The following is a 14,851-nucleotide window of genomic DNA, read 5'->3' on the forward strand; positions in this document are numbered from 1 at the left end:
CTTGATTCCGTACGGGTCAGGGCAGTTCGCAGCTGTTGCGCAGGTCGCCCGGGTTCGACAGGCACAGGTCGGTGCCCACGCCGCCGAAGTTGCGGTCGTTGGCGTTCACCCCGTCGAGGCTGTTGAGCCGGTCGTTGCCCGCGTCACCGAAGAGGAAGTCACTGCCCGCGCCGCCGTTGACGACGTCGTTGCCGGCCCCGCCGCGGGACACGTCGTTGCCGGCTTCGCCGCGCAGGGTGTCGTTGCCCGCGACACCGGTCTGCGTGTCGTTGCCCGTGCCCCCGGCGACGGTGTCGTTCCCGGCTCCGCCGTCCTGCCGATCGTTGCCGGCCCCGCCTTGGAGGTTGTCGTTGCCCGCGTCGCCGCGCTGGGTGTCGTTGCCGGTGCCACCCTGCAGGATGTCGTTGCCGTCGCCGCCGGTCTGCGTGTCGTTGCCGGCGTCGCCGCTCAACCGGTCGTTGCCGGTGGCGCCGGACTGGGTGTCGTTGCCGAGCCCGCCGATGACCAGGTCGTTACCGGCCCCGCCGAACTGGCGGTCGTTGCCGCTGCCGCCGACGAGGACGTCGTTGCCCGCGTCGCCGAGCTGCGTGTCGTTGCCGGCGTCGCCGTTGAGCCGGTCGTTGCCGTTGCCGCCCCGCTGCAGGTCGTTGCCGTTGCCGCCGTTGAGCGTGTCGGCCCCGTTGCCACCGTTCTGGCTGTCGGCGCCGTCCCCGCCGAAGAGGGCGTCGTTGCCGTTGCCGCCGGCGAGGGTGTCGGCCCCGGCGTTGCCGTTGACGATGTCGTTGTTCGACCCGCCGGTCAGGATGTCGTTGCCGATCCCGCCGTTGATCGTCGAGCGGGTGGTGGTCCGGTTGACGACCCGGTCGTTGAGGTTGCCCGTGTTGACGACGAGCCGGACCACGCCGTTGGCCGAGCAGAGGATCGTGCCCGGGCCGCCCGCGCACCCCGCGCCGGCCACGAGGTTGTCGCCGGTGTCGCGGACCCGGAAGAAATTGCCCACGCGGTCGACGGTGACGTTGTTGGCCCGGTTGTTCGAGGCGTTCACCACGATGTTGTTGCCGATCTTGGCGACCCCGGTCACGGCGTGGGCCGGGGCGGACAGGATGAACGCCGGAGCGGCGCCCGCCACGGCCAGGACGGCGATTCGGAGCATCCGTCGGCGTCCGGTCGCGGTCTGAAGTGTGTTCATTGCTTTCTTCCCCCCTGGAAGATCTCGCACCCTGGAATGGGTACCGCAGAACCTTCGCAGCCGAATGGGTCCCGACTGGAGGAAGAATTACGCGCCCGAACTGGTAAAGATACGTGTGGAAACTGTCGTCGAATTGCTACCGGACGACTTGTTGCATCTCGTTGATACTATTCCGCAAACATTTCATGGTCGCAAGCCGGACACTTTGTCACCGGGGTCAGACGCGGAACGCGGAGACCACGCTGCGCAGCTCGGACGACATCCGGGCCAGGTCGGCCGTGGCCTCCTGGGTCTCGGCGACGCTCTGACTGGTCAGGCGCGCGGCCTCGGCGACACCGGTGATGTTCTCGGCGATCTCACCCGCGCCGCCGGCCGCCTCGGTGACACTGCGGCTCATTTCCGCGGTGGTGGCCGTCTGCTCCTCGACCGCCGAGGCGATGGTCGTCTGGAAATCGCTGATCCGCTCGATCACCAGCGAGATCTCCTCGATCGCGGCGACCGCGCCGCTGGTGTCGGCCTGAATGGCCTGGACCCGGTTCGAGATGTCCTCGGTGGCCCGGGCCGTCTCCTGGGCGAGATCCTTGACCTCACTGGCCACGACCGCGAAGCCCTTGCCGGCGTCGCCCGCCCGGGCCGCTTCGATGGTGGCGTTGAGCGCGAGCAGGTTGGTCTGCTCGGCGATCGAGGTGATCGTCTTGATGACGTTGCCGATCTCGGCCGACGACTCACCCAGCTTGCCCATCGTGGCCGACGTGGCCGCGGTGACCGCGACCGCCTCGGACGCGACCCGGGCAGCCTCGGCCGCGTTCTCGGAGATCTCGCGGATCGACGCCCCCATCTCCTCGCTGCCGGCCGAGACGCTGTCGACGCTGCGCGAGACCTGCTCGGCGGCGGCCGAGACGGCCAGGGCCTGCGCCGAGGTCTCCTCGGCGGTGGAGGCGATCTGGGTGGTGGTGCCGGTCATCCGGTCGGAGGCACCGGCCAGGGAGGCGGCGGACGCCTCGATCGTGGCGACCGTCGCGCGCAGCCGGGTCATGGCGGCGTCGAGCGACCGTCCCATCCGGCCCGGCTCGTCGGCGGTGGTCAGACCGGTCGTACGGGTGAGGTCGCCGTCGGCCAGACCGTCACACACGACGGTGACCTTGCTCAGCGAGCCCACGATCCGGCGGGCCACCCAGGAGCCCAGTCCCACCGACAGCGCCAGCCCGACCACGAGCATGATGATCGCCTTGGTGCGGTTGCTGGTGTAACCGTTCTCCGCGGCCGCCGCGTTCTTGGCGGCGTCCGTGGTCTCCGCCTCCTCGAGGGTGGCGACCGTGGCGGCGACCTTGTTGAGGATGGGAACCACCTGGCTCACCCGGATCTGGTCCCATTGCGCGAGCTGGTTCTTCTCGCTGGTGGGCAACAGCCGGGTGCGCGCGACCTCGAGGTAGTCGTTCCAATCGCTCTGCAGCCGATCGATCAAGGCCGCGTCGCCCGCCGGGCCGCTCTTCCGGTAGGCGGCCATGGCCGCGGCGAAACCGGCCACGTCCTCATCGAACGACGCGGCGTACTTCTGCATCGCCGCGTCGGTGGTCGAGATGGCGTGGAACGCGGTGTCGAGCCGGGTCTCGCTGATCTCGGCCCGGATCTGACCGATGGACCGGACGCCCGAGACGTTGCTGGTGTAGATCACCTGCGCCGAGTCGCTGACGTTGCTGAGCGCGACGAGTCCCATGATGCCGACGGAGAGCGCCACCAGAGCCGCGACGCTGACCGCGGCCAGCACCTTCACGCTCACACCGAGGTCGTCGAAGGACCGCCGTCCCGCGCGTGTCACGGGGATCGGCTCGTTCAGGGCCAAGGCGCTCATGTCGTTCTCCGTCGGGTGCAGTCCGGAAACACTTCCCCCTCACTATTGCGAAACCTTCTCGCCAAAGCGGTGTTTATCCGGAATGTGGCGACGGCCGACGCGTCCCCTGCGGCGGATGTGACCGGTGAGCACGGAGCGGCGCCGGCCGGGCCGGTTGCCGCCTCGGTGGATCGATGGAAGCCTCGATGGCGTGCCCTTTCCGCGCTCGCTGACCGCTCCTGTCCTCGAAGGCGCCCGCGTCCGGCTGGAACCGCTCGACCACCGCCATGCGCCCGATCTGGCCGCGGCCGCCGAGGAGGATCGCAGCTCGTACTCCCTCACCTGGGTCCCCACGGCGGCCGAGGTGGACGCCTACATCGACGCCCAGCTCGCCAAATCCGCGGCCGGAGCGCTCTTGGCGTACGCCCAGGTCGATCTCCGGACCGGCCGGGCCGTGGGCGCCACCGCCTACTGGGATCCGCGGCTGTGGCCGGACCGCGACGCCCTGTGCGCGGTGGAGATCGGCTTCACCTGGCTGGCGGCCTCGGCTCAGGGCAGCGGCATCAATCGCGAGGCGAAGTTCCTGTTGTTCACCCACGCCTTCGAGCAGTGGCAGGTGGCTCGCGTGGACCTCAAGACCGATGCCCGCAACGCCCGCTCGCGAGCCGCGATCGAGAAACTCGGTGCGAGTTTCGAGGGCGTCCTGCGCAACTGGTCCCGCTCCTGGGCCCCGGGCGAACAGGGGCGCCTCCGCGACTCGGCGATGTATTCGATCATCGCCTCCGAGTGGCCGGGGTGCCGGGCGCACCTGGCCCGGCAGGTTCAGAGGTAGAGCGAGGCCAGGCGGGCGACCATGGCCACGACGACGACCACCAGGACCACCCGGACGAACCCGGCGCCTCGCTTGAGGGCAGTGCGGGCTCCGAACCGGGCGCCGAGGATGTTGAAGGCGGCCATCGCGAGGCCCAGCGTCCACAGGACGTGGCCGCCGGCCGCGAACACCAGGAGCGCGCCCAGGTTGGTGCCGACATTGAGGATCTTGGCAGTGGCCGAGCTCGCCACGAAGTCGAGGTTGAGCAGCGCGGTGAAGGCGATGATCAGGAAGGTGCCGGTGCCGGGACCGAAGACGCCGTCGTAGAACGCGATCACGGTGCCGGCCAGCAATATCGCGGCCAGGCGGCGGCGCCAGGTGCGCTGCGGCTCGCTCACCACGACGCCGAAGGACGGGCGCGCGACGATGAACGCCAGCACCAGGAGGAGCAGCACCATGACGGCCGGCCGGAAGTACGCGGCCGGGATGTGCGAGGCGGTCAGGGCGCCGAGCGCGGAGCAGGCCACGGCCAGGGCGGCGGCCGGTCCGGCTATGCGCCAGTCGATTTTGGTCCGCCGGGCGTACGTGATGGCGGCCGACGTGGTGCCGCAGATGCTGGCCACCTTGTTGGTGCCGAGCGCCGTCACCGGCGGCAGGCCGGGCAGACTGAGCATGAGCGCCGGCACGAGCACGAGCCCGCCACCGCCGACCACCGCGTCGACCCAGCCCGCCGCGGCCGCGACGGCCAGGAGCAGGATGATGCTTTGCCATTCCACGGCTGTGTCCCCTTCACGATCGCAGCCCATCCTGCTGTAATGGCTTTATGCATCTCAACCCTTACGGTGAGGATGCGGTGCGGCTCGCCCTGTCGCTGGTGACCGACCCGCCGTCGACCGACGCCGGTCTGGAGGCCCGCTGTCTGGCTTATGACCTGGTCATCGAGCTGCCGGTGACGGCCTGGGACCGGGCCGCGGCCGCCGAGTTCCTGACCGAATGGCTCACCGTGATCGACGCCACCGAGCCCGCCGAGCGTGCCCGCCGCCTCAACGACCTCTTGCGGTTCGCCTCGGCCTACCCCCGGCTGACCGATCACGCCGAGGACGGCTGGCACATCCACTACCGCGATCCCGGCCAGCCGCTCGCCTCGGTGCTGCGCACGCTGATCAGCGTCGGCACCGCCCTGCACCTGGCCGGTCGCGGCATGCACCGCCTGGGCCGCTGCGCCGCCGACGGCTGCGATCGCCCGTTCGCCGACTTCAGCCGCACCGGCAAGCAGGCCTACTGCTCCCCGGCCTGCGCCAACCGCTCAGCGGTCCGCCGCCACCGAGCCCGAGCCCGCTGACCCGAGCCCGCTAGCCCGAGCCCGACCCCGCTGGCCCGAGCCCGACCCCGCTGGCCCGAGCCCGACCCCGCTGGCCCGAGCCCGACCCCGCTGGCCGAGCCGGAGGCCGCTGACCCGAGCTCGAGGACGCGAGTCCGGGCCGAGCCCTTGAGCCCGAGCCGCCTGACGCGGGCGAGAGCCCGTGAGTCCGAGCCACGCTGCCGCGAACCCGGGCTGGGGGTCAGCCGTTGGCCTGCTCGGCCAGCTTGGTGACCGTGTCGGGGGTGAAGGGGCTGCCGGGGAAGACGGCCAGGCGGGCCAGGGGCATGCCGCCCAGCAGTTCGAACTCGCCCTCGCGGGCCGCGGCCACGAGCGGGCTGTCGCCGCCGGCGGCGAAGGCCTCGCGCAGCAGCTCGGCGCCGCGCGGGTCGGCCATCCACTCGGCGATCGTCGAGTCGGCGGTGAGGGGCCAGCGGGCGCCGGGGGAGCCGGCCACCGCGAGGGTCACGGTGGTGCGCAGGTCGCGGGACGACGCGCCGACCGCGAACGTGTAGTCGCCGTCCTCGACGACCCAGCTGTCCAGCCGGGTGTCCCAGTAGGCCAGGTCGTCGCGGGGGATCCGGACGGTCACGGTCTTGGTGGCGCCGGCCGCGATTCCGACGGTGGCGAAGCCCTTGAGCTCGCGGGGGACCCGGCGCACCCGGGAAGCGGGCTTGGAGACGTACACCTGGACGACCTCACGACCGTCGCGCGCGCCCGAGTTGGTGACCGGGACGGTGATCTCGACGCCGTCGGCGGTGGTCACCGCGGTGGCCTCGCCGTACGAGAACGTGGTGTAGGAGAGGCCGAACCCGAACGGGTACGACACCTCCTGCTCGCGCGCGTCGAAACCGCGGTAACCCACGTGCAGGCCCTCGCCATGGCGGACGTGCCCGTTCTCCCCCGGGAAGTCCAGGTAGGACGGATGGTCGGACAGCTTGACCGGGATCGTCTCGGCCAGCCGCCCGGACGGGTTGACCCGCCCGAACAGCACGTCGGCGATCGCGCTGCCGCCGGCCTGGCCCAGCAACCACGCCTCGACGAGACCGGGCACGGCCGCATCCCACGGCGCGGTCCGCACGACCGCGCCGTTGGACAGGACCACCACCGTACGGGGATTGGCCGTGACCACCCGCTCGATCAGCGCCAGATGGGCGGCCGGCAGGTCGAGGTCGGCCCGGTCGGCGCCCTCGGTCTCGCGCGTCGTGCCCACGAAGACCACTGCGACGTCGCTGCCGGCGGCCAGCGCGGCCGCCTCGGCGATCAGCGTCTCGTCGGCGGCGTCGTGGTCGGGGTTGTAGCCGGGCGCGAACCGGACCGGCGCGGCGGTGGTCGCCGTGATCTCGGTGAGCGCGTCGTCGAGCCGGGTCGGGGTGATCTGGGAGCTGCCACCGCCCTGGTAGCGCGGGGTGCGGGCGAACTCGCCGAGCACCGCGATCGACTGCCCCTCGGTGCGCAGCGGCAACACCTCGTCGTCGTTCTTCAGCAGCACGATGCCCCGGGCGGCGATGTCGCGGGCCAGGGCATGATGCGCCTCGGCGTCGTAGTCGCCGCCGGGCGGCACGGACTTCTCGACCAGGGCCCGGATCCGAGCCACGGCCGTGTCGAGCACCTCGGCCGGGAGCTTGCCGTCGCGCACGGCGGCCGCCAGCTCGGCGTCGCCGGCGGCGTCGGGGCCGGGCATGGTGAGGTCGAGGCCCGCGGCGAGCGCCGCCACCCGGTCGACCACCGCACCCCAGTCGCTGACGACCACGCCCTCGAAGCCCCACTCGTCGCGCAGCACCTCGGTCAGCAGCCAGTGGTGCTGCGAGGCGTAGACGCCGTTCACCTTGTTGTAGGCGCACATGACCGTCCACGGCTGGGCCGCGGTGACGACCCGCTGGAAAGCACGCAGGTAGAGCTCGCGCAGCGTGCGCTCGTCGATGTCGGCGCTGATCGTCATGCGGTCGGTCTCCTGGTTGTTGACCGCGAAGTGCTTGAGGGACGCGCCGACGCCCTTGCTCTGCAGGCCGCGCACCCACTCGGTGGCGAGCACGCCGGACAGGATCGGGTCCTCGCTGAAATACTCGAAGTTGCGGCCGCCGAGCGGGGTGCGCTTGAGGTTGACGCCCGGGCCGAGCAGCACCTGCACGTCCATGGCTCGGCACTCGTCGCCGAGTGCCTCGCCCATGCGGCGCAGCAGCTCGGGATCCCAGGTGGAGCCGGAGGCGACAGCGGGCGGGAAGCAGGTGGCCGGGCGGCCGGCCAGCATGTCGCTCGCGTCGCTCTGCAGGCGGACGCCGTGCGGGCCGTCGGTGAGCGTGATCGCCGGGACCCCACCGGCCGCCGTCGTCTGCCAGAAGTCGCTGCCACTGGTGAGAGCGGACTGGTCGGTCAGTTCCACGGGGGCCCCTTTACTGAGTACCTACTAGGTAATAACTAGGCTGTAATCTAACCTCTACGGTGTGTGGCGAACAAGGGGTGAGCGAGATGTATCGGCGTGACCGTGCGCGGCTGCCGGCTGCCGAGCGCCGCCGGCAGATCGTCGAGGTCACGACGCGACTGATCGCCGAGCGTGGCTTCTGGGGCCTGTCCATGCAGGACGTGGCCGACGGCTGCGGCCTCACCGTGCCGGGCCTGCTGCATCACGTCGGGTCCAAGGACGGTCTGCTGCTGGCGGTGCTCGATCACCGCGACGCCGAGGACATGCGCTCGGTCGCCGAGCAGGCCCCCGGCACCCTGCGCGAGACCTGCTCGGCGCTGGTCCGCCGCAATGCCGCGCAGCCCGAGATCGTCCGACTGTTCGCCGTGCTCGAGGCGGAGTCCCTGACCCCCGACCACCCGGCGCACACCTATTTCAGCGAGCGCCAGCAGCGCACGGTCGAGCAGCTCAGCGAGCTGGCGCCGGGCGGGTCCGGGGATGCCGGTGCGCTGGCTCGCCAGATCGTCGCGCTGATGGACGGCCTGCAGCTCCAGTGGCTGCGTTATCCCGAGACCATCGACCTGGTGTCGGAGTGGGAGTTCGCCTCGGCGCGACTCTTCGTAGAAGTCGCCGAGTAGAAGTCGCCGAGTAGAAGTCGCCGAATAGAGGTGCAGCTATTGACATCACGCCCCCGATAGCGGCATCTAGGCATATGTCCCGCGGCGCTGCGAGGCTCCCGCGGGGTCACACATGGCCGAATCGCGGGACGGGAGAGGTGACGATGCGGATCAGCGACATTCTCCGGGTCAAGGGCGAGCGAGTGGTGACGGTGTCACCCGAGGCGGCGGTGACGGAGCTGTTGGCCGTCCTGGCCGAGCACAAGATCGGCGCGGTGATCGTGTCGCGGGACGGCGAGCGGGTCGACGGCATCGTCAGTGAGCGCGACATCGTCCGGGCGCTGGCGGCCCGAGGGGCGGCCGTCCTGGCCGAGCCGGTCGCCACCATCCAGACCACCGAGGTGCGCTCGGTGACCCGGGAGGCCCCGCTCGCCGAGGTGGAGCGCCTGATGACCGAGCGCCGGTTCCGGCACGTACCGGTGATCGAGGACGGCTCGCTGCGGGGCGTCGTCAGCATCGGTGACGTCGTGAAGCTTCGCATCGACGAGCTGGTGCACGAGCGCAGCAGCTTGGAGGAGTACATCACCGGCGAACGGGCGTGACCCTCGGCCGGTGCTCGGCCGGCGCCCGTGGTTGGCTGACCCGATGAGCGGATACCCCACCATCCTGCAGCCGGTGCTCGACACCGAGGACGCGCGCGGCCTGGCCGAGTTCTACCGTCACCTGTTCGGCCTGCACTACCGGCCGGGCGACGACGCCGACAACGGCCAGCACTGGCTGGTCCTGCTGCGGCCGGACGGCGGCCGCGCGCTGGCCTTCCAACAGGTCGACGCGCTGCCCGCGGCGACCTGGCCGGAAGGCGCTGTCCCGCAACAGATCCACCTCGACACGACCGTGCCGTCCGCGGACGAGCTCGACGTGCAGCACGAGCGGGCGCTGTCGCTCGGGGCCAAGCTGCTGTACGACCGCAGCGACGACCCCGAGGAGCCGCTACGGGTCTACGCCGACCCCGCCGGGCACCCGTTCTGCATCTTTGTCGCGTAGGTCCGCGTCCATGGTGTGAGGCAGTGCCGGACGAGGCCGAGCTGGTGCTGCGGGTCGGTGCGCGCCCCGTCGAGCACGGCGTGCACCTGCTGACCGACGGCGATCGAGAGCAGCACCTCGGCCAGGCAGTCGGCCGGCACGCCGGCCACCAGGTCGCCGTCGTCCACCGCCTCGGCCAGGTGCCGGCGCAGCCGGGCGCCCCACATGTCGAGGGCGTCGGACTGCCCGGCGGCGAGCTGCCGATCGGTCGCCAGCCGGCCCCAGAACCCGACCACCACCTGTGCCTCGTCGACCGTCTGCTTGGCCAGCGGCAGGATCTCGCGCAGGGTCGCGTCGAGCGCGGCCAGTCCCCGCCGCCCCTCGGTGGCCGAGGTGATCCGGGCGTCGGTGCGTTCGAGAACCCGCCGGCAGGCGGCCGCCACCACCGCGTCGAGACTGTCGAAGTAGTGCCAGAGTGCGCCCGCCCCCACGCCCAGCTCGGCCGCTATCGCCCGGCTGCTGGCCGCGGCGGGACCGTCCCGGCCCACCACGGCGAGGAACGCCTCGACGATCTCTGTACGGCGCTGGTCGTGGTCCACAATCTTGGGCAACGCTTCCTCGTCTCCTGTCGCACCGGGCCCCCACCGTGCCCGGCGCGCGCCGAATACCCGTCCCGTGCCTCCTTACACGGCTCGGATCTGTGGAAACCGGCCCTTAGGGTGTGCGCTATGGACTTGGAGTTCTCCGGGGAGATCTGGTTCTGGCGCGGCCCGGCACCGTGGCACTTCGTGACCGTTCCCGACGAGCTGTGCGCCGCCCTCGAATCGGCGTCGCCGGTGGTCAGCTATGGCTGGGGGATGATTCCGGTGACCGCCCGGATCGGGGCCACGGACTGGACGACCTCGCTGTGGCCCAAGGACGGCCGCTACCTCGTGCCGATCAAGACAGCGGTCCGCCGGGGCGAGGGTCTCGACATCGGCGACACCGTGACCGTGCGCCTGGCCATCGACGCCTGACCGTCAGGCGCCGGCAGAATGAGACGCCGGGCCAGGAGTCAGGCGCCGGGCAGGACGAAACGACCCGAGACGGGGTGCCAGTCCGGCGGCGGGTCCTCGCCGGTGCGCCCGTCGACGGCTTCGCGGAGCAGGTCGGCGTGGCCGGTGTGCCGGCCGTACTCCTCGATCAGGTCGAAGACGATGCGGCGCAGGCTGAACCGGGAGCCGTCGGGCCAGGCGGTGGCCGACAGCCGGTCGAGGCCACCGTCGGCCAGTGCCGCCGCCAGCTCGGCGCGGGACCGCTCGACCGCGTCGTCGTACCGGGCGTACAACTCGTCGGGTTCGTCGTCGGCGGCCGAGGTGAACTCCCAGTCGTCGTCGTCCGGGTCGCGGTCGTCCCATCCGGTCAGCGGCGCGTCGTGGAACTTGGCGGCGATCTTGTAGTCCTCGATCAGGGCCAGGTGTTTGAGCAGGCCGCCGAGGGTCAGCGTGGAGGCGCCGAGACGGGCGCTGAGCCCGGCGGCACCGAGGCCGTCGGCCTTCCAGCGGAACGTCGTCCGCAGCCGCTCCAGCGCGCCCAGCACGTGCTCGGTCTCGGTGCCGGCCAGTGGTGGTTCCCAGGGAACGTCAGTCATCGCCCCACCATAAGGACCATTCCGGACGATCCACTCCCGGAATGCCCGGGCGTGCCCGCGGGCAGTAGGGTCGCCGCGTGACTCAGCACGAACGCCGTGACATCGCCGGGCTCACCTGTGCCGACTGGAATCCCGGGGCGGCCGGGCCGGTCGTGCTCGCCCTGCACGGCCTGACCAACACCTCCGAGGTGTGGCGGGCGCTGGCCGAGGCGCTGCCGGCGACCCGGGTGATCGCCCCCGACCTGCCGGGCCGCGGCGGCTCGCTGTCCACCCGGGCCGCGCCCGGGCTGGCCGGGCACGCGGCCGAGGTCGTCCGGGTGGCCGACGAGTGCGGGCTCGACGAGGTCGTCCTGGTCGGTCATTCGATGGGCGGCTACCTGGCACCGCTGGTCGCGGCGAAGCTGGGGGACCGGGTCGGCAAACTGGTGCTGCTCGACGGCGGGGTGCAACCCGAGCCGCGATGGACGCTGCGGCGGCCGGTGGTGCGGGCGCAGTGGAAGCTGATCGTGCGCCCGCTCGGCCGCGACTTCCCCGACGCCGGCACGTTCGTCGATCAGGTGGAGGGCCGTGCCATCGCCCGCCGCCCCGACCTGCGCCCGCGCCTGCTCCAGTGGGCCGGCTATCTGCTCGGCGGCTCGGCCCGCCCCCGCGTGCAGCGGTCCCGCCTGATCGACGACGCGGTCGACACGCTGACCGGCGATCCCACGCTCCCGGTGCTGGCCGGCTCGGACGTCCCCGTCCACGTCATCCTGGCCGAGCACGACGGCGACGACTCCGCCCGCCCGTTCATCACCGACCGGGCCCTCGAGGCCGGCCGCGCCCAGTTGCCCCGCCTCACCGCCGAGCGCATCCCGGCCAACCACGTCACGATGCTCTTCCACGAGGCGATGCCCCGGGCGGTCACCGGCTGATCAGCGGTCCGCCGCCGGGGAAGCGGAAGCCGGAGCGGAAGCCGGAGCGGAAGCAGGAGCGCGACCGGGGGCGGAGGTCCGGCGGGTGATCGCGGCGGTGAGCAGGGCCATGAGCCTGGTATGGCCGACAGGGGCCAGGCGGGCCAGCAGGTCGGGGACCTTGGCGCTGGAGGCGATCAGCAGGCGGGCGCGGCGCCGGGCCACCGCGTCGAGGATCTGCTCGGCCGCCTTCTCGGCCGGGAAGGTCAGCAGGGCGTCGAACGACCGCTGCTGCGGGCCGATCTCGGATGCCGGCACGCCGCTGCCGATGCGGGCGCTGGTGGCGATGGCGGTGCGGATGCCGCCGGGGTGGACCGTGGTCACGCCGACGCCGTTCTCGGCCAGCTCGGCCCGCAACACCTGGCTCAGCCCCCGCAGCGCGAACTTGCTGGCCGAGTAGGCGCTCTGGCCGTACGGGGCGATGAGCCCGAACAGGCTGGACACGTTGACCAGGTGGCTGCCGGGCGTGGCGGTCAGCGCGGGCAGCAGCGCGTGGGTCAGCAGCATCGGGGCGCGGAAGTTCACGTTCATCACGGTCTCGAACTCCTCGACCGTCACCTGGTCGAAGCGGCCGCCCAGCGCGATGCCCGCGTTGTTGACGAGCAGCCCGAGGGCCGGATGGCCGGCCCGGATCTGCTCGGCCAGCGCCGCGACCTGGTCGCGGTCGGCCAGGTCGACCGTGAACGGCGAGACCTGGAGTGCGGGGTGGGCGGTCCGGATCCGGGCGACGACCGCGTCCAGCGGTGCGACGTCGACCAGCACGAGATGGCTGCCGCGCCGCGCGAGACCGTACGCCAGCTGTTCGCCGATGCCACTCGCGGCGCCGGTCAGGACGGCGGTGCGCCCAGCGAACCGGTACGGGGTCATGGGGCGATCTCCTCGAAGGTCATGTCACGGGTGACGTCGGCCCGGGGAGTCGTGATCACGTCCCGCAGGTAGTTCTGCCGCACGATCCACGGCGCCCGGTCGCCCTGATGCGGGAACAGATCGAGCGCGCGTTGCACGTACCCCGAGGAGAGGTCGAGCAGCGGACGGCCCGTACCCCCCGGGGTGGTCGGCGTGGCGACGGCCAGTCCGCGCCGGCGCATGTGCCGCAGGAGGCGGACGACGTAGCGGTGGGACAGGTCGGCCCGCAGCGTCCACGAGGCGTTGACGTAGCCGATGCAGTAGGCCAGATTGGGCACCCCGCTCAGCATCAGCCCGCGGTAGGCCGCCCGCTCGCCGATGGCCACCGGCGAGCCGTCGATCGAGACGCCGATCCCGCCCAGCGGCAGCAGCGTGAGCCCGGTGGCCGAGACGACGATGTCCGCCTCGAGCACCCGCCCCGACCGCAGCCGGATCCCGGCCGGCACGAAGGTGTCGATGTGATCGGTGACCACCGCGGCCCGCCCGGCGCGGATCTCCTCGTACAGGTCGCCGCCGGGGATCACGCACAGGCGCTGGTCCCACGGGTCATACCGGGGCTTGAAATGCTCATCCACATAGGACTCGTCGCCGAGGCCGCTCACCGCCATCGTCCGCAGCAGCTTGCGGACACGGTCCGGGCGCCGCCGGGCGAGCTGGTAGAAGCCCTGGGTGAGCAGGATGTTCTTGGCCCGGGCGATCGTGTTGGCGGGCTTGGCCGGCAGCACCCGGCGCAGCGCGTCGGCGATGACGTCGCGGGCGGGCAGCGAAGTCAGATAGCTGGGGGAGCGCTGCAGCATCGTCACGTGCGCGGCGTCCGGTGCCATGGCCGGCACCAGCGTCACCGCGGTGGCGCCGCTGCCGATCACCACGACCCGCTTCCCGCGGTAGTCGAGGTCGTCCGGCCAGAACTGAGGGTGGACCACCCGGCCCTCGAAGCTGTCGAGACCGGGGAACGCCGGTTGGTAGCCCGCGTCGTACGAGTAGTAACCCGTGCAGGCGTACAGAAAGCCGCAGGTCATCACCGAGCCGTCGGCCAGCCGCACGGTCCAGCGCGAGTCCGCCGACGACCAGTCGGCCGCGGTCACCCTGGCCCCGAACCGGATGTGACGGGTGATCCCGGCCTCGTCGGCGGTTTCGGAGATGTACGCCCGGATCTTGTCACCCGAGGCCAGCGACTGGGTGTCGGTCCAGGGCCGGAACGGATAGCTCAGCGTGAACATGTCGGAGTCGGACCGTACGCCGGGATAGCGGAACAGATCCCAGGTGCCGCCGATCGCCTCGCGAGCCTCCAGAATCGCGTACGTCTGAGACGGGAACGCCTCCTGCAGGCGCCAGGCCGCACCGATGCCGGACAGGCCGGCGCCGATGATGAGGACGTCCCGGTAATCACCGCTCACCGCTGATCTCCTCCCGGTAGGCGGCCAGGCCGCCGGGGACGTCGGCGGCGTGCCGGATGCCGGAGACCCCGGTCCACAGGAACGTCGTCAGATAGTCGCCGAGCGCCTCCCGGCTGATCGGTTGCTGCTGCCGGAGCCACCAGTCACCCACCGACTGGACGTAGCCGACCACCCCGTAAGCCCAGGGGAGCGCGGCGCCGGAGTCGAGCCCGCAGGCCCGCAACCGGTCACCGAAGATGCGCGCCAGCCCGCTGGCCACCGTGTCCACCACGTCGGCGACGACATCGCGATGCCGGGCGATGTCGGGCTGATGCACGACGAACTGGTAGAGATTGGTGTCGGCGGCGATGTGCGCGAGATAGGCGTCGACGGCGGCGCCGATGGCTTCGCGCTCTTCCCGTACGGCGGCCACGGCCGGCACGATCGCGTCGAGGACCAGGGTGCCGGAGCGCTGCCCGACGGCCAGCCAGAGCTGCGACTTGTCGGCGAAGTAGCGGTAGAGCACGGGCTTGCTGACGCCGGCGTGTGCGGCGATGGCCTCCATGCCGACCTCGGGCCCCAACTGCCGGATCGCCTCGATGGCCGCGTCGGTGAGCTCGGCCCGGCGCTGCTCGCGGTGGCCGGCCCAGCGCCCCCGCCGCCCGTCGGTGCCGGCCGGGGTCGCTGCGGTTTTCATAGTACTAGAAGTAACTGTTACCCCCGGTAACGTCAAGCCTTGGACGTCAACCAACCCGCC

General features: G+C 71.6%; 16 protein-coding genes. 7 read left to right on the top strand and 9 right to left on the bottom strand.

The features are described from left to right. Window positions 1-16: 16 nt before the first annotated feature. Together NAG42_RS44440 and NAG42_RS28775 are read right to left on the bottom strand one after the other, a co-directional pair. Window positions 17-1,189 (bottom strand): calcium-binding protein, encoded by a 1,173-nt coding sequence (locus NAG42_RS44440; protein ID WP_284045998.1) that lies wholly within the window; start codon window positions 1,187-1,189, stop codon window positions 17-19. 217 nt (window positions 1,190-1,406) lie between these two features. Then, window positions 1,407-3,041, bottom strand: coding sequence for a methyl-accepting chemotaxis protein (locus tag NAG42_RS28775; RefSeq protein ID WP_250034941.1), 1,635 nt, complete (start codon window positions 3,039-3,041; stop codon window positions 1,407-1,409). Between the two features lie 190 nt (window positions 3,042-3,231). On the opposite strand from NAG42_RS28775, the gene NAG42_RS28780 reads away from it, so the two are divergent. Next, window positions 3,232-3,852: a GNAT family N-acetyltransferase gene (locus NAG42_RS28780; protein ID WP_250034942.1), complete on the top strand. Its 621-nt coding sequence runs from the start codon at window positions 3,232-3,234 to the stop codon at window positions 3,850-3,852. Here NAG42_RS28780 and NAG42_RS28785 read toward each other — a convergent pair. Next, a complete protein-coding gene (locus NAG42_RS28785) occupies window positions 3,843-4,607 on the bottom strand; it encodes a TSUP family transporter (protein ID WP_250034943.1) in 765 nt (254 codons plus the stop codon). The genes NAG42_RS28780 and NAG42_RS28785 overlap by 10 nt on opposite strands. A gap of 47 nt (window positions 4,608-4,654) precedes the next feature. Between NAG42_RS28785 and NAG42_RS28790 the strand changes: the two genes are divergently transcribed. After that, complete coding sequence (locus NAG42_RS28790) at window positions 4,655-5,173, top strand: CGNR zinc finger domain-containing protein (protein WP_250034944.1); 519 nt, start codon at window positions 4,655-4,657, stop codon at window positions 5,171-5,173. Between the two features lie 220 nt (window positions 5,174-5,393). On the opposite strand, the gene NAG42_RS28795 is transcribed toward NAG42_RS28790, so the two are convergent. Further along, a complete protein-coding gene (locus NAG42_RS28795) occupies window positions 5,394-7,574 on the bottom strand; it encodes a glycoside hydrolase family 3 C-terminal domain-containing protein (RefSeq protein WP_250034945.1) in 2,181 nt (726 codons plus the stop codon). An 86-nt stretch (window positions 7,575-7,660) separates the two neighbouring features. Between NAG42_RS28795 and NAG42_RS28800 the strand changes: the two genes are divergently transcribed. The 3 genes from NAG42_RS28800 to NAG42_RS28810 all read left to right on the top strand — a co-directional run bounded on the left by NAG42_RS28800 (window position 7,661) and on the right by NAG42_RS28810 (window position 9,253). Then, window positions 7,661-8,230, top strand: a complete 570-nt coding sequence (locus NAG42_RS28800) for a TetR/AcrR family transcriptional regulator (protein ID WP_250034946.1) — start codon at window positions 7,661-7,663, stop codon at window positions 8,228-8,230. A gap of 143 nt (window positions 8,231-8,373) precedes the next feature. Further along, window positions 8,374-8,811 carry a CBS domain-containing protein gene (locus tag NAG42_RS28805; protein WP_250034947.1) on the top strand — a complete coding sequence of 146 codons (438 nt, stop codon included), beginning with the start codon at window positions 8,374-8,376 and terminating at the stop codon, window positions 8,809-8,811. A gap of 43 nt (window positions 8,812-8,854) precedes the next feature. Next, window positions 8,855-9,253, top strand: a complete 399-nt coding sequence (locus tag NAG42_RS28810) for a VOC family protein (protein WP_250034948.1) — start codon at window positions 8,855-8,857, stop codon at window positions 9,251-9,253. Here the strand turns inward: NAG42_RS28810 and NAG42_RS28815 are convergent. After that, entirely contained in the window at window positions 9,208-9,843 is a 636-nt protein-coding gene (locus tag NAG42_RS28815) for a TetR/AcrR family transcriptional regulator (protein ID WP_250034949.1), read from the bottom strand. The genes NAG42_RS28810 and NAG42_RS28815 overlap by 46 nt on opposite strands. Before the next feature lie 117 nt (window positions 9,844-9,960). On the opposite strand from NAG42_RS28815, the gene NAG42_RS28820 reads away from it, so the two are divergent. Further along, on the top strand, window positions 9,961-10,248 hold the full coding sequence (locus tag NAG42_RS28820; protein WP_250034950.1) for a DUF1905 domain-containing protein: 288 nt from the start codon (window positions 9,961-9,963) through the stop codon (window positions 10,246-10,248). Between the two features lie 38 nt (window positions 10,249-10,286). Here NAG42_RS28820 and NAG42_RS28825 read toward each other — a convergent pair whose 3' ends face one another. Continuing rightward, entirely contained in the window at window positions 10,287-10,862 is a 576-nt protein-coding gene (locus tag NAG42_RS28825; protein WP_250034951.1) for a mycothiol transferase, read from the bottom strand. A gap of 77 nt (window positions 10,863-10,939) precedes the next feature. On the opposite strand from NAG42_RS28825, the gene NAG42_RS28830 reads away from it, so the two are divergent. Further along, window positions 10,940-11,773, top strand: coding sequence for an alpha/beta fold hydrolase (locus tag NAG42_RS28830; protein ID WP_250034952.1), 834 nt, complete (start codon window positions 10,940-10,942; stop codon window positions 11,771-11,773). On the opposite strand, the gene NAG42_RS28835 is transcribed toward NAG42_RS28830, so the two are convergent. From NAG42_RS28835 to NAG42_RS28845, 3 genes are read right to left on the bottom strand one after another with little or no spacing between them, the layout of a single operon-like run. Next, a complete protein-coding gene (locus NAG42_RS28835) occupies window positions 11,774-12,679 on the bottom strand; it encodes an SDR family NAD(P)-dependent oxidoreductase (RefSeq protein ID WP_250034953.1) in 906 nt (301 codons plus the stop codon). It abuts the gene before it with no gap. After that, window positions 12,676-14,115 carry a flavin-containing monooxygenase gene (locus NAG42_RS28840; RefSeq protein WP_250034954.1) on the bottom strand — a complete coding sequence of 480 codons (1,440 nt, stop codon included), beginning with the start codon at window positions 14,113-14,115 and terminating at the stop codon, window positions 12,676-12,678. The genes NAG42_RS28835 and NAG42_RS28840 overlap by 4 nt, the downstream gene beginning before the upstream one ends. Next, entirely contained in the window at window positions 14,105-14,791 is a 687-nt protein-coding gene (locus tag NAG42_RS28845) for a TetR/AcrR family transcriptional regulator (protein WP_250034955.1), read from the bottom strand. The genes NAG42_RS28840 and NAG42_RS28845 overlap by 11 nt, the downstream gene beginning before the upstream one ends. Window positions 14,792-14,851 lie beyond the last annotated feature (60 nt).

Origin of the sequence: Paractinoplanes maris, assembly GCF_023544465.1 — a bacterium.
In the GTDB taxonomy this organism is placed as follows: domain Bacteria; phylum Actinomycetota; class Actinomycetes; order Mycobacteriales; family Micromonosporaceae; genus Actinoplanes; species Actinoplanes maris.

What these genes read in the sequence shown, in the direction of transcription:
- NAG42_RS44440 (WP_284045998.1), bottom strand. Translation starts at nt 1,189, where the DNA reads ATGAACACACTTCAGACCGCGACCGGACGCCGACGGATGCTCCGAATC.
- NAG42_RS28775 (WP_250034941.1), bottom strand. Translation starts at nt 3,041, where the DNA reads ATGAGCGCCTTGGCCCTGAACGAGCCGATCCCCGTGACACGCGCGGGA.
- NAG42_RS28790 (WP_250034944.1), top strand. Translation starts at nt 4,655, where the DNA reads ATGCATCTCAACCCTTACGGTGAGGATGCGGTGCGGCTCGCCCTGTCG.
- NAG42_RS28800 (WP_250034946.1), top strand. Translation starts at nt 7,661, where the DNA reads ATGTATCGGCGTGACCGTGCGCGGCTGCCGGCTGCCGAGCGCCGCCGG.
- NAG42_RS28805 (WP_250034947.1), top strand. Translation starts at nt 8,374, where the DNA reads ATGCGGATCAGCGACATTCTCCGGGTCAAGGGCGAGCGAGTGGTGACG.
- NAG42_RS28810 (WP_250034948.1), top strand. Translation starts at nt 8,855, where the DNA reads ATGAGCGGATACCCCACCATCCTGCAGCCGGTGCTCGACACCGAGGAC.
- NAG42_RS28820 (WP_250034950.1), top strand. Translation starts at nt 9,961, where the DNA reads ATGGACTTGGAGTTCTCCGGGGAGATCTGGTTCTGGCGCGGCCCGGCA.
- NAG42_RS28825 (WP_250034951.1), bottom strand. Translation starts at nt 10,862, where the DNA reads ATGACTGACGTTCCCTGGGAACCACCACTGGCCGGCACCGAGACCGAG.
- NAG42_RS28835 (WP_250034953.1), bottom strand. Translation starts at nt 12,679, where the DNA reads ATGACCCCGTACCGGTTCGCTGGGCGCACCGCCGTCCTGACCGGCGCC.
- NAG42_RS28845 (WP_250034955.1), bottom strand. Translation starts at nt 14,791, where the DNA reads ATGAAAACCGCAGCGACCCCGGCCGGCACCGACGGGCGGCGGGGGCGC.